At 58.3% G+C, this 13,397-nt stretch carries 14 protein-coding genes; 7 read left to right on the forward strand and 7 right to left on the reverse strand.

Annotated elements, in window-relative coordinates; translation table 11 throughout:
* The 4 genes from E2L05_RS05405 to E2L05_RS05420 all read right to left on the reverse strand — a co-directional run.
* Positions 1–795: ABC transporter ATP-binding protein (locus E2L05_RS05405; protein WP_133341880.1), on the reverse strand; the 795-nt coding region annotated here is incomplete at its 3' end.
* Position 796: 1 nt separating this feature from the next.
* Entirely contained in the window at positions 797–1,666 is an 870-nt protein-coding gene (locus E2L05_RS05410; protein ID WP_133341881.1) for an ABC transporter permease, read from the reverse strand.
* Positions 1,663–2,688, reverse strand: a complete 1,026-nt coding sequence (locus E2L05_RS05415; RefSeq protein WP_133341882.1) for an ABC transporter permease — start codon at positions 2,686–2,688, stop codon at positions 1,663–1,665. Before E2L05_RS05415 ends, E2L05_RS05410 begins: the two co-directional genes overlap by 4 nt.
* The gene (locus E2L05_RS05420) at positions 2,685–4,295 is read right to left on the reverse strand and encodes an ABC transporter substrate-binding protein (protein WP_133341883.1); all 1,611 of its coding nucleotides are present in this window, start codon (positions 4,293–4,295) and stop codon (positions 2,685–2,687) included. Before E2L05_RS05420 ends, E2L05_RS05415 begins: the two co-directional genes overlap by 4 nt.
* Before the next feature lie 122 nt (positions 4,296–4,417).
* Between E2L05_RS05420 and E2L05_RS05425 the strand changes: the two genes are divergently transcribed.
* From E2L05_RS05425 to E2L05_RS05440, 4 genes are all read left to right on the forward strand, one after another.
* Positions 4,418–5,335, forward strand: coding sequence for a LysR family transcriptional regulator (locus E2L05_RS05425; RefSeq protein ID WP_133341884.1), 918 nt, complete (start codon positions 4,418–4,420; stop codon positions 5,333–5,335).
* A gap of 97 nt (positions 5,336–5,432) precedes the next feature.
* Positions 5,433–6,140, forward strand: a complete 708-nt coding sequence (locus E2L05_RS05430; protein ID WP_133341885.1) for an ABC transporter permease — start codon at positions 5,433–5,435, stop codon at positions 6,138–6,140.
* 7 nt (positions 6,141–6,147) lie between these two features.
* Positions 6,148–6,906, forward strand: coding sequence for an ATP-binding cassette domain-containing protein (locus E2L05_RS05435; RefSeq protein WP_243721883.1), 759 nt, complete (start codon positions 6,148–6,150; stop codon positions 6,904–6,906).
* 19 nt (positions 6,907–6,925) lie between these two features.
* Positions 6,926–7,753, forward strand: coding sequence for a substrate-binding domain-containing protein (locus E2L05_RS05440; protein ID WP_133341887.1), 828 nt, complete (start codon positions 6,926–6,928; stop codon positions 7,751–7,753).
* A gap of 63 nt (positions 7,754–7,816) precedes the next feature.
* Here E2L05_RS05440 and E2L05_RS20700 read toward each other — a convergent pair whose 3' ends face one another.
* Entirely contained in the window at positions 7,817–7,984 is a 168-nt protein-coding gene (locus E2L05_RS20700) for a hypothetical protein (RefSeq protein WP_164687278.1), read from the reverse strand.
* Between the two features lie 190 nt (positions 7,985–8,174).
* Between E2L05_RS20700 and E2L05_RS05445 the strand changes: the two genes are divergently transcribed.
* Complete coding sequence (locus E2L05_RS05445) at positions 8,175–9,404, forward strand: lytic murein transglycosylase (protein ID WP_133341888.1); 1,230 nt, start codon at positions 8,175–8,177, stop codon at positions 9,402–9,404.
* A 253-nt stretch (positions 9,405–9,657) separates the two neighbouring features.
* Here E2L05_RS05445 and gltS read toward each other — a convergent pair whose 3' ends face one another.
* Together gltS and E2L05_RS05455 are read right to left on the reverse strand one after the other, a co-directional pair.
* Positions 9,658–10,866, reverse strand: a complete 1,209-nt coding sequence (gene gltS / locus E2L05_RS05450; RefSeq protein ID WP_133341889.1) for a sodium/glutamate symporter — start codon at positions 10,864–10,866, stop codon at positions 9,658–9,660.
* Between the two features lie 541 nt (positions 10,867–11,407).
* Positions 11,408–11,809, reverse strand: a complete 402-nt coding sequence (locus tag E2L05_RS05455) for a rhodanese-like domain-containing protein (RefSeq protein WP_133341890.1) — start codon at positions 11,807–11,809, stop codon at positions 11,408–11,410.
* Between the two features lie 117 nt (positions 11,810–11,926).
* On the opposite strand from E2L05_RS05455, the gene E2L05_RS05460 reads away from it, so the two are divergent.
* Together E2L05_RS05460 and E2L05_RS05465 are read left to right on the forward strand one after the other, a co-directional pair.
* Positions 11,927–13,201 (forward strand): NAD(P)/FAD-dependent oxidoreductase, encoded by a 1,275-nt coding sequence (locus E2L05_RS05460; protein ID WP_133341891.1) that lies wholly within the window; start codon positions 11,927–11,929, stop codon positions 13,199–13,201.
* 4 nt (positions 13,202–13,205) lie between these two features.
* Positions 13,206–13,391: a hypothetical protein gene (locus tag E2L05_RS05465; RefSeq protein WP_133341892.1), complete on the forward strand. Its 186-nt coding sequence runs from the start codon at positions 13,206–13,208 to the stop codon at positions 13,389–13,391.
* The last annotated feature ends 6 nt before the right edge of the window (positions 13,392–13,397 follow it).

Raw genomic sequence — 13,397 nt, forward strand, 5'->3', positions numbered from 1 at the left:
CAGGTCGCGCAGGCCGGCTCCGGGGCGCGGCGTGGCGTCAACGAGCCGGGCGGTATAGGCGTGCTTCGGGGTCGCAAATACATCGGCGGCGGGGCCGGTTTCGACGATCTCGCCATCCTTCATCACCGCCAGCCTGTCGCAATATTCGGCGGCAAGCCCAAGGTCATGGGTGATCAGGATAGACGACATGCCGCGTTCCCGTATCAGGTCGCGCGTCAGGTCCATCACCGCCTTTTGGGTCGTGATGTCCAGGCCGGTCGTCGGCTCGTCCGCAATCAGCAGCTTGGGATCGCACGCAAGTGCAATGGCAATCACGACCCGCTGGCACATGCCGCCGGACAGCTCGAACGGATAGGCATCATAGCGCGCCTCGGGGTCATTGATCCGAACATCTGTCAGGGCTTTGATCGCTTTGATGCGTGCGTCTTGTCGGCTGGCGCGACCATGCTGTCGCAAGACGTCTTCGATCTGGTGGCCGACTTTGCGGATCGGGTTCAAAGCCGCGCGGGGGTTCTGGAAAATCATGGAAATTTCACGCCCGCGGATGTCACGCATGCCGCGTTCGGATGCGGCCCGCAGGTCGATCCCGCCATAGGTGATACCGCCTGTGCGGATTGCGCCGCCCGCATCGAGAATGCGCAACAGGGCATAGGATGTGACCGACTTGCCGGACCCGGATTCGCCCACGATGCCCAAGGTTTCGCCGCGCGCCAGATCAAAGCTGATCCCGCGAACTGCATTCACGGCGCCGCGCCGGGTGCGAAAGCTGACGGCAAGGTCTTTCACAGACAGCATGTCAGGTCCTCCGCCGTGGATCGACAAGGTCGCGAAGCCCGTCGCCCATGAGGTTGAAGGTAAACACGGCCAGCATCAGCCAAAGACCGGGGAAGAGGGCGACCCACCATTGGCCGGACACGATATAATTCGCGCCTTCGGCGACCATTATCCCCCATTCGGGTGTAGGGGGTCGCACACCGAGCCCGATAAAGCTCAGGCCTGCCGCGTTCAGAATCGCCCAGCCAAGGTTCAGGGACACTTGCACCATCATCGGTGGCAATGCGTTCGGGAAGATGTGAAAGGCGACGACCCGGATATGCGAATTTCCGGCCAGCCGCGCGGCCTGCGCAAAGCCAGCCTCGCGGCGGATGTTTACCTCAGCGCGGACCAAACGGGCATAGAAGGGGATATTGATGATCGCGGTTGCGTAGATGATGTTTTCGACCGTGTTGCCCAATGCGGCCACAATGCCCATCGCCAGCACGAACAGGGGAAACGCCATGATCGTGTCGAACACGCGGTTCAGCACGATGTCCCACCAACCGCCCCAATAGCCGGCCACTGCGCCGAGGACGCCGCCAATCACGAATGACAGTGCGACGGCAGCGACTGAAATCGTCAGGTCCAACCGGGTGGCAACGATCACACGGCTGAAGACATCGCGGCCAAGGCTGTCGGTGCCAAACCAATGGGTCCAGCTTGGGGGCGTCAGCGCAAGCGTCGCATTGGTCGCCAGTGGGTCGTGCGGCACGACGTAAGGCCCGATCACAGCGGATAGAACGAAGAATGCGAAAAGCGCAAAGGCAATCAACGTGACCGGATTGTCGCGCAGCACGTAAACCAGATGCGCGAAGGCCGAATTGCTTTGGGGTGCGGGCGTGTCGGTCATTTGCTTGCGAATCCGATACGCGGATCGATCAGCGCATAGCTTAAATCGATGATAAGGTTCAGAAGGACGAACAGCACGGCCATCGCCAGCACGAACCCCTGCACAGCGGCGTAGTCTGATGCGACCAATGCCTCTACCGCGTAGGAGCCGATGCCGGGCCAGGCAAAGACCTTTTCAACCAAAACATTGGCTCCCAGCACAAAGGAAAACACCATGCCAAGTGTCGTCACCACGGGAAGCAACGCGTTGCGAAAGGCATACCCGTACAGAACCTTGCGCGGTGGCAGACCGGCCGCACGCGCCGTGCGGATATAGTCGGATGACAGCGCGGTCAGCATTGCGGCGCGCGTCATGCGCGCGATCGGGGCCAGTGTGAACAACGCAAGCGTCGCGGCTGGCAAAACAAGTTGGCGCAGTGTGGCAAAGAAAGTTTCCGCGTCTCCGGCAAGCGCGCTGTCGACAAGGTAGAAGCCAGTGACGTGCGGCGGCGGAATATAGATGAAATCTAGCCGACCAAGCGGCGATGGCGCCCAGCCTAACAGGTAATAGAAGATATAGATCAACAACACGCCGGTGAAGAAGGTTGGCAAAGACACGCCGGCAGTCACCAGCACACGGCACAAATGATCGACCCATGACCCCTGACGCACTGCCGCCCAAACACCCAGCGGGACGGCGATCAGGCACGATAGCAAAAGGGCGCTAAGCGTGAGTTCCAGTGAGGCAGGCAAACGTTCGGCGAGGTCGGTCAGCACCGGTCGTCCGGTGCCAACTGATTGGCCAAGATCGCCTTGCAGCAGATCACCCACATACATGATGAACTGCTGCGGCATTGGCTTGTCGAGCCCGAGCTTCACACGTGTCGCCTCGATGGACTCGGCATCAGCCATAACCCCAGCGAAATAGGCCGCCGGGTCACCGGGCAGGGCGCGGGTCAGCAGAAAGCTGATCAGCACAACGCCGATGAGAACCGGCAGGGTCTGCGCAACACGCAGACCCACGGCAACAGCGCGCTGGCTCATGTCGACGAGCGGCCCAACGGACGGGCGTCAAGCTGGCGGTGGAACCAGAACTCGTACCCATCCGCGCCATTCATCGCCACGTTCAGCGCTGGTTGGTGAAGTGGAATGCGTGGCAGGTCCTCGATCGCGATTTCGAACATGCGCTTCAGCTTGGGTGCATACTCTGGATCGTCCACGGGCATGTGCAGGGTTTCGTTTGTCAGCTCTTCTACTTCCTCGTTGAAGTAGTTGGACGAGTTGAACAGCCGGTCTTTCTGGTAAGCCCAGAAGAAATAGTAATCGGGTGTGTCCAGCCAGCCGCCGAAGTTTTCCAGGTGCATGGGCAGGGTTTTTTCCACCAAGGCCGCCGTGCGCCAGTTTGCGCCGGGGATCTTTTCAACCGTGACGTTGATGCCCAGCGGGGCAAGCGCCTCTTGAATCAGCAGGGCCGTTGGTTCCATCCAGCTGGCAAGGCCAAGGCTGATCGACAGCGGCACGTCGAACCCATCGGGGAACCCGGAGTTGGCAAGATGCGCCTTCGCCTTTTCCATATCGGTGGCGTACGGGAAGGCGCGGGGCCATGCGATATCGTTGATTTCCTCTTCGCCGCCCCAAAGCGGCTTGCCTCGGCCATAGGCGGCAGCCTGAAAGATCGCCTCATAGGGAATGGCAAAGGCGATGGCCTTACGGACCTCCGGGTCGCGGAATGGTTCGAAGATGGTGTTCAGGCCGACACAGTTGATGCAGTTGGCGATGGGGGTGGAATAGACGGTCAACTCGTCTGCAAGTTCGGCGGCGTCACGGTCGGGGATGCCGAACGACATTTGAACGTCGCCGCGTTCGATCAATGCGCGCCGTGTCGCCTGGCTGGGAACTTCGCGCACGATCACGCGGCTGACTGTGGGCAAGGGTCCGCCAACCCAATCATCGTTGCGCTGATAGACAAGCTGTTGGCCCTGATCCCAGCGCGCGACCTTGAACGCGCCCGAGCCAGCCGGCGTGGTGTGCAGGTATTCCATCGCCCACGGGTCATCTTCGGTCGCATTGGCAATGGCGACTTTAGAGTTGATGACGAAGGGCACAGGGACGGCAAGGTCTGGCAAGGCCAGCTTGGATGGAAAGTCGAGTGTGATCTGAAACGTGCCATCTTCCAGCGCGGCGAACTGTTCGGGCCGGTTCAACCCGCCCGCTTTCATCTGCACTGTCGGGAAGCCGCCGACCGACACGGCGCGGTCAAACGACCATTTTACATCTTCCGCAGTCACCGGGCTGCCGTCCCAGAATTTGGCGTCCGGCTTGATCTTGAAGGTCAGCGTCAGCCCGTCGTCGGATATGTCCCAGCTTTCCGCCAGTTCAGGTTCCAGAACGCTGTAGTCGAACGACATCTCACCGCTTGGCATTTCCTTGCGCCCGAAGGTCACCAGCCGGTCATAGCAATTCACAGCCACCTGATAGCTGGCCCGGTTGGTGCCAACGCGGTGCAGGTCAAGGCTGTTGATCGTTTGGCCGCTCACCACAACCAGAGTTTCAGCGGCTTGCGCGGCGGCGGGCAGGGATTTGAGGAAGGGCAGGATCGCGGCGCTGGCCGCTCCGGCCTTTAGAAAGCTGCGTCGGGTGGTGAGGGTCATTTTCGGCTCCATGTCGGTAAATTTTTATTGCCCGTAGCATGTGCCTTTTGGGGCTGTTCCGGAAATGCTATTATTTCACAATACCGGTGCATTTAACGCACCGCTCATGCAGGAGGCACGTGATGCGGCATCTGGAAACCTTTCGCCTGATTGCAGCGGTTGCCCGCGCTGGGTCGATCCGAAAAGCGGCGGAGGATGCCAATATCACGGCGTCGGCTCTCAATCGCCGCATTGCCCGGTTCGAAGACGAGTTTGGGGCGCCAATCTTTGAACGTCTTTCACGCGGGGTCCGTCTGAACCCGGCGGGGGAACTGGTGCTACAGCATTTTCGCGCCCAACAATCGGATCTGCAACGCTTGCAAAGCCAGGTTGCCGATCTGTCCGGCATCCGCCGGGGGCACGTGACGATTGCGTGTTCACAGGCTTTGGTCCCGTATTTCCTGCCCCGCCAGATCGCGCATTATCGCCGTGCGCATCCCGGCGTGACCTTCAGTGTGAATGTGCGCGATCGTGAGCAGGCGGAACATGACCTTGCCAGTTTCGCCAGTGACCTTGCCTTGGTGTTTGAGCCTGTTCATTTGGTTGATTTCGAAGTTCTGCACGCTGTGTCCCAGCCCGTTTGCGCCGTTTTGGCCGAAGGTCATCCGCTGGCCGCGAAAACAGAAGTGCGCCTGCGTGATTGTCTGGATCATCCGCACACCGCCCCATCGGCGAAATATGGTGTGCGCGCGCTTCTCGACGCAGCCGCCAAAAAGACCGCGCGCCGGGTTGAACCGGTCGTTGAGACCGAGAGCTTCGAGTTGATCCGCCATTATGTCCTGCACGAAGCGCTTGTTGGGTTTCAGATCGGCATCGGTCTTGAGGCGGGTCACGGCACTGTCGCCCGTCCTATTGCGGTGCGCGATGTGCCGTTGGGTCATTTGCTTTTGGGGCAGATGAAAGGGCGCGTATTGCCAGTTGCGTCGCGCCGGTTTGCCCAGCAAGTCGCCGCCGCGCTGGAAGCGGACGAGGTGCAAGATCACGTGCCATCCGGCCTTTAACGCCGAAATTGGTCGCCTTTCTTGCCCGCACACGGCGCTTTGGTCTGGCGCATACTGCATAATTGTGCATTTCTTCCCACAGTGGAGGAAATATTACGTGACAGGGTTCGGTTCGATTCTTGCCCAAGCGCTTGGCTTGATCGCATCGGGAGATGCGGCGCTGATGGAAATCATCGGCCTGTCCCTGCGTGTGACGCTGAGTGCCGTGGCACTATCGTGCCTGATTGGTCTTCCACTTGGGGCCGCCGTTGGCGCATTTCGATTTCCCGGCCGGACCGCGCTGTGCGTGGTGCTCAACGCCTTGATGGGGTTGCCGCCGGTCGTTGTCGGGCTTTTGGTCTATTTGATGCTGTCAGCGGCAGGGCCTCTTGGCCCGCTTGCATTGCTTTATACGCCGTCGGCGATGGTGATCGCGCAAACCGTGTTGGTCACACCCATTGTTGCGGCCCTCACTCGGCAGGTGGTCGAGGACTTGAACCAGGAATATGATGAGCAGTTCAAATCGCTGGGTGTGACGGGGGCGGGCCGTGTGTCGGCCCTGTTGTGGGACGCAAGGTTCAGCCTCTTGACCGTCGCGCTGGCCGGATTTGGCCGCGCCGTTGCCGAGGTGGGCGCTGTGATCATCGTGGGCGGAAATATCAACCACGTGACACGTGTAATGACCACGACGATCGCGCTTGAGACCTCAAAGGGGAACCTTGAATTGGCGCTCGCGCTGGGTGTTGTGCTGCTGGGTATTGCGGTGACGGTCAATGCGGCAGTGATGGGTCTTCGCGCTTCTGCTGTGCGGTCTGCCTATGCATGAGGCGGCGATGAATATCCAATCAGGGGCCGAAGCGGTCGCGCGCCGCACTGGGCTGACCGCGCGTGGTCTATGCTATGATGCAGGCGGTAAGCGGCTGATTGATGGGATGGACATTTCCATCGCGGCGGGCCGCCGAACAGTGGTGATGGGAGCCAATGGGGCCGGCAAAAGCGTTCTGCTGCGTTTGCTGCATGGTATTCTGTCCCCGGCCAGTGGCGAAGTTCTGTGCGAGGGGCGGCCTTTGGATTGTGCGCTGCGGGCGCGGCAGGCGATGGTGTTTCAACGGCCTGTCTTGCTGCGTCGATCCGTTCGCGGGAACCTTGCATTCGCCCTTGCGGCAAAAGGGGTTCCGCGCCGGGATCGGGGGCACGCTGTCGCCGACGCGTTGGAGCAAGCGCGTCTGACGCATCTTGCAGACCGCCCAGCCCGTGTTTTGTCTGGCGGCGAACAACAGCGTCTTGCTGTGGCCCGTGCGCTAATCGGCGGGCCGGACCTGTTGCTGCTGGATGAGCCGACCGCGAGCCTTGATCCGGGCTCTACACACGCAATCGAAGAGTTGATCCAGAATGCGTATCAGCGGGGCGTGACCATTGTGATGGTGACCCATGACGCCGGGCAGGCGCGGCGCATCGCCGATGACGTGGTTTTTTTGAATTCCGGGCGTGTGGTCGAAGCCGGTCCGGCCGACCAAGTGTTGAACGCGCCCCAATCGAATGCCGCCCGAGCGTGGCTGGGCGGTCGCCTATACCTAGATTCAACACCTTGAAATATTGAAGGAGATTTTGATGATCCGACGTTCGGTTCTGTCGTTGACTGCGGCTGTTACCCTTTCACTGGGCTTTAGCCTTCCCGTTGTCGCGCAGGATGATTTCATCATCGTTCAGTCCACAACATCGACCCAGAATTCGGGTCTGTTCGATCATATCTTGCCGATTTTTCGGGCCGCGACGGGAATAGAGGTGCGCGTCGTTGCCGTCGGTACCGGGCAGGCGATCCGGAATGCGGCAAATGGGGATGGCGATGTTCTGTTTGTGCACTCCAAACCGTCCGAGGAAGCGTTCGTCAAAAACGGGGATGGCGTCCGCCGGTTCGATGTCATGTATAATGATTTCGTTATTGTTGGGCCACCTGCGGACCCCGCTGATGTGACCGGCATGTCAGATGTGGTTAATGCCCTGAAACAGATCGCAGCGGCCGAAGCGCCTTTTGCGTCTCGCGGGGATGACAGCGGAACCAACAAGGCTGAACTGCGCTTATGGGCAGAGGCCGGGATTGATGCCTCGGCCGCATCGGGCGAGTGGTATCGGGAAACAGGGTCGGGCATGGGCGCGACGCTGAACACCGGCACGGCGATGGGGGCATATATCATGACCGATCGCGCCACGTGGATCGCATTCGGCAACAAAGGCGATTACCAGATCGCGGTTGAGGGCGATCCGAAGATGTTCAACCAGTATGGGATCATTCTGGTGAATCCGGAAAAACACCCGAATGTCAAAGCGGATGCAGGGCAGGCCTTTGTGGATTGGGTTCTGTCAGACGAAGGCCAAGCCGCGATTGCGGGCTATCAGCAAGACGGCCAACAATTGTTTTTCCCGAACGCGGACAGCTGACCTGACGTTCTTGGAAAGCAAATGCCGGGCGAATTCGCCCGGCGCGCTACCGCTTCGTGCGTCTTAGGCTTCGTAATAAGCGAACATCTGCTCCAGCGCCTCTGGTGCGGATGCATCGCGGGCTGGCAGGGTCGGATTTCTTTCAGGTTCAAAGAAAGATGGGAACAGCTCCGCAACTTTAAGGTTAACGGGCGTGGCTTTTTGGTCGAAATCGTGTGCGTTGAGGGTCATATCGTGTTCCTTTATTTCATGACGTTGAAGTAATGCTGCGTTGCCGCAATTGCACCGCACAAGAAATCAAACCCGCCATACCCTGTTTGCATGCCAGTGTATGCCGTAACGTCGCCTTTGATGGACGGCGAAACGCCCTCTAGGCCTCGCCACGGTCACCGGTTAAAACAGAAAAAAACCGGAGGCAGCCATGACCCTATCGCGCAGAACATTTACCCTCAGTCTCGCCGCGTGCTGGCTGACCGCCTGTGCCGGGGGCGTAACGCGCTCTAGCCCCGCTGTGGCGATGCAACCGGTGGACAACCCTGCCTTTGATGCGTGGTTGGCCGGCTTTCGGGGTCGCGCCCGTGCGCAAGGCATATCGGAGGCGACGTTGAACACCGCGCTGCGCAATGCGGGGTACCTTCCCGGTGTGATCGAACGCGACCGCAACCAGACCGAATTTACGCGGACACTGGAAGATTATCTTGCCATCGCGGCCTCGGACGAGCGGGTCAGCAATGGCCGTGCTGCGCTGTCACAGCAATCCTCTGCATTGGCGTCTATCGAAAACCGATACGGCGTCGACCGGGCAGTTGTGACGGCGGTCTGGGGATTGGAAAGCAGCTATGGCACACGGCGGGGCGACATCCCGGTTGTGTCTTCGACGGCGACGCTTGCCTTTGATGGACGACGCGGGGCGTTTTTTGAAAAGCAATTGATCGCGGCGCTGAAGATCTTGCAGGCAGGGGATACGACGCCGGACCGGATGCTTGGAAGCTGGGCCGGTGCCATGGGCCATACACAGTTTATTCCGACATCTTATCTGGCCTTTGCAGTGGATCACACCGGCGATGGACGGCGTGATATCTGGGACAATGATCCAAGCGATGCGCTTGCATCGACAGCGGCGTACCTGAAGCGGTCCGGTTGGCAGTCCGGTCAGCCATGGGGCGTGGAAGTGAGGCTTCCTTCGGGTTTTTCGGGTCCGTTTGGGCGAGGAAGCACACGCAGCCCGGCACAATGGGCCGCAGCGGGCGTGCGCGATATGGATGGAAAGACAGTGCCAAATTATGGCGCTGCCTCGATCCTGATCCCATCGGGCGCGACGGGCCCGGCCTTCATGGTGTTCCGCAACTTCACGGTCATTACCCGATACAACAATTCCGAAAGCTACGTGATCGGGATTGGTCATCTGTCGGACCGGATCAAGGGCGGTCCAGCGATCCGCGGACGGTTCCCGCCAGATGCGCAAGGATTTTACATCGAAGACCGGCGCGCCCTTCAAAGCGGCCTGACTGCGGCGGGCTTTGATACGGGCGGCACGGATGGCGTGATCGGCCCAAACACAAAGGCCGCTATCTCAGGGTATCAGCAGGCGAATGGCCTGCCTGTGACCGGCATTCATACGCGGGATCTGTTGGCCCGCCTTGGCAGGTAGTTTTGGAAAGTCGCATCAGCGTGGCTGTGTTGCGTTGATGCGCAAACCTTTCATTGCTCTGGCAGCTATCCCTGAGTCCGCTCTGTTTCTTTTATAAGGGCTAGGGCGATCACTGGCACAAATGGATCGAGCTTTGGACAATGCGTGCGTATTGCCTCCACACCCGGTGGTATCGCCGGACTGTGCTTGACGGCGCAGGTTTTCATCCGCCGTTACCGGCCGAACGATGAGTGTTTGATTGGCCTGTCACCGATCATAAGCCAACAAAAACCTGAATGATGATGGCGTTTGCCAAGTCCACAAAAAATGCGGAAACCAAGGGTAGAACGATGAAGGCTAGGGGTGCCGGGCCGTAACGTTTCGTAACAGAAGACATGTTGGCGATGGCCGTGGGTGTGGCACCCAGTGTGAACCCGGCAAAGCCCGCGCTAAGCACGGCGCCCTGATAGCTGCTGCCCACCAATCGGAAAAAGATCAGCAGAATGAAGGCTACTGTCATCAAGACCTGCAATCCGAGCACAAAAAGGATAGGTCCACCCAGTTCCGCGAGGGTCCAAAGCTGCAAGCTCATCAAAGACATGGCGAGGAAAACAGACAGGCAGTAGTCCGAGATAACAGCAAGCGACTTTGTCCGCGCAGGCCACGTGATGCGGGGAAGAAGATAGGGGATCGTGTTGGACATCACGATGCCGACCAAAAGGCAGGGAACAAAGAGCGGCAACTGCACCCCGGCCTCTAAGATGGCAAGATGCACTATATAGCCAATCAGGATGGCCATGTGGACCGCGAGCATGCCGCGCATCAGGCTGACATGGTTGATCAGATCATTGGGGTTGTCCCGGTCTTCGAATTCCAGCCCGACAATAGGGCCCTCTTGCTGATCGCTTTGCAGATTGTTTTTGTCGATCAGATGCTTTGCAATTGGCCCGCCCAACAGTGCCGCGAGGATCAAGCCGAGCGTCGCCGCCGCGACCCCCATTTCTGGCGCGGCCCCAAAGCCGGTTTGCTCTGCAATTTGCGGCCCCCAGGCAATCGCTGTGCCATGCCCGCCAATCAAGGATGCGGAGCCGACCAGAACAGACGTCGCAGCGGGCAGGCCGAAAACCGTCACTCCGATCAATCCGACCACATTCTGCAAAACCATGAACGCCAAAGTGAGCGCGAGCAGTAGCAAAAGAAGCTTGCCACCCCGGAACAGATCAGAAATTTGAGCATTCAGCCCGATGGTCGAAAAGAAGGCCACCAACAGGTAATCCCGAACCGCAAGATCAAACGCGATCTGTTGGCCGATCAAAGCGAAATAGGCCCATGTAACAAGGGCAACGGCCAGCCCGCCCGAAACGGGTTCAGGTATGTTGTAGTCCCCAAGAACAGCAACTCTGCGCGTCAAAAATGCACCCAGAAAATACACAATGAAGCCAAGTGTCACCGAGACGAATGCTGGGATGATAATCTCGGGCATTTTCAGCTCCCTTTTGTCGCTTGGTGCGGATCGGACCCGTTTCGTTGTATGCGAAATGGCCATCGTTGATCGCTCAGAGTATTTCAATCCCCTTAAGCATATTCTTCGCAGCCGTCACGCTTTGCACCCCGCCCTCAGCTAGCACGTCGCAATAGCGATTTGCGGGTCCACCTGCTCTGCGTTTGCAGGAGGTCCGCAAAGTACCCGACGATGTGGAAGGGGTTAAATTTTCGGCCGGTCAGCAGCCAGCCTTATCAACGGCAGCGGCCTCATTTCAGGCGGCGCCCTTCAATGTTGGATTTGATCACCTTCTGTCATGTCCGGCACACGCAGGTGCGGTTCTTGCCTATGACAGGGGTGAATTTCGGGACTGAATTCTCAGCGTTGGCGCTGCCATCACCCTGCCCAGCGGGAAACTCCGGGGTGATCGAGGTTTCGCTTCCCGATATTGATCCAAATGACCACGGCGAGGAAAAGCTAGCGGGTTGGCTTTTCAAACGCCGCACAAAGAACCAGCCGAAAGCTGGCAAACGGCTGACAGTCAGTCTTTCTTTTCAGGGAATTCAATGGGCCCGCCTTGGTTTGCCCAAGTTGAAAAGCCTTCCTTAAGGTGGGCCGCCTCAAACCCCATGTCTTGCAGGGTCGCTGTGGTTATGGCCGAGCGCCAGCCAGAAGCACAATGGAGGACATATGTCTTACCTTCCTGGCCGAACACGTCTTTGTAATAGGGGCTATCGGGATCGACCCAGAATTCAATCATTCCACGCGGTGCATGAAAGCTGCCTGGAATGTAACCGCTGCGCTGACGCTCGCGGATGTCACGAATATCAACCACCACAACATCTGGGTCGTTCAGCATTGCAATCAGATCAGTTGTTTCGATTTCGGTGATCTTTTCGCGCGCATTCTGTACCATCTGGGCAGATGAGAGTTTCAGTGACATTCCAAGCCTCGTGTCGGTATGTTGAAAAACTTTATCGCATATGGACGCATCGCGTACCATCATGCAACGTCGCGCCAAGGTGCTTCGGCGCAGGCAAGTCAACGGGATCATGTGATCATGTCGGGACGCAAAGCAATCTCACTTTGGGACGTTTCTGCGCAAGAGCACGACTATTCAGCCCCTATGCCGAACGATGTCAAAGTTGACGTCGCAATCGTCGGTGGGGGCTTCACCGGTTTGTCGACTGCATTGCATTGCGCTGAAAAAGGACTGTCAGTGCATGTGCTGGAAGCAGAGCACATCGGTTTTGGCGGATCAGGACGAAATGTTGGGCTTGTGAATCCAGCGGTTTGGGTGCCGCCAAAGCAGGTGAGCGACATGTTGGGGCCAGAGTACGGCCCAGCCTTCATCAAGAAATTCGGAAACGGCCCAAACTACGTTTTCTCCTTGATTGAGAAACATCAAATTCAATGCGAGGTAACCAAGACCGGTACGATCCATGCAGCGCATGCGCCAAAGGGCTTTCGCGATCTGCAAAATCGTCACGCCGAATGGCAACGTCTTGGTGAACCCGTCGATCTGCTGAACCGCAAAGACATTTCTCGGCTGATCGGTTCTGAACATTTCTACGGCGGTCTGGTTGATCATCGTGCAGGCACGATCAACCCAATGGGCTATTGCCGTGGGTTGGCGCGCGCGGCGCGCGGGGCGGGCGCAGAGATAAGCACTGGAGTGCGTGCCAAGAAGCTGCGCCGTGATGGCGCTGTTTGGAAAGTGGAAACAAACCAAGGAACGGTGACGGCCACATCCGTTATCCTTGGCACAAATGCTTATACCGATGACCTTTGGCCGGGCTTGTCGCGCATCTTTACGCCGATCCACTACTTCCAAATGGCGACCAAGCCAATGGGTCCAGACGCAGACCATATCCTGCCCGGTAAACAGGGCGTTTGGGACACCGGGCAAATCATGTTCAGCGTCCGGCGTGATGCCCATGATCGGATGGTCATTGGGTCAATGGGTAAGATCATTGGCAACAAGAATCGCGGTTTGTCATGCCGTTGGGCCCGTAAACAGATCGCAAAGATATTCCCGACACTCGGCCCAGTCGAATTTGACGAGGCATGGCATGGCAAGATCGCGATGACACCAGATCACTTGCCGCGCATCTATGAGTTGGACACTAATCTGTATACGCCCATCGGCTATAACGGGCGCGGTATCACCACGGGCACGATTTTTGGCGAGTCTATGGCCGGCCTGCTTACAGGGATGAACTCCAAAGACCTGCCATTGCCGATAACCGACCTGAAGACGGTCCCATCCGCCCCGTTCGTATCGCGCATCTATCAGTCGGCCTTTACTGCAAATCAGCTTCTCAAGAGCCTTTAAGCTCATGACGCAATCAATCAGCTGCGTCGGTGCAGATATCGGTGGCACGTTCACCGATGTGGTTCCTGGCCATCCCGATAAATTCTCGACCAGCAAAGCTGCGGGTGATCATCGAATGAAAACTATTGTGGGTGCGTTTGGTATTACCGATCGGGAAAGTTTGTCCCATTTCGTCACTAAGATCGGCTAAAATTTA

The sequence above is a fragment of the Meridianimarinicoccus aquatilis genome (assembly GCF_004358675.1).
Taxonomy (GTDB): domain Bacteria; phylum Pseudomonadota; class Alphaproteobacteria; order Rhodobacterales; family Rhodobacteraceae; genus Meridianimarinicoccus; species Meridianimarinicoccus aquatilis.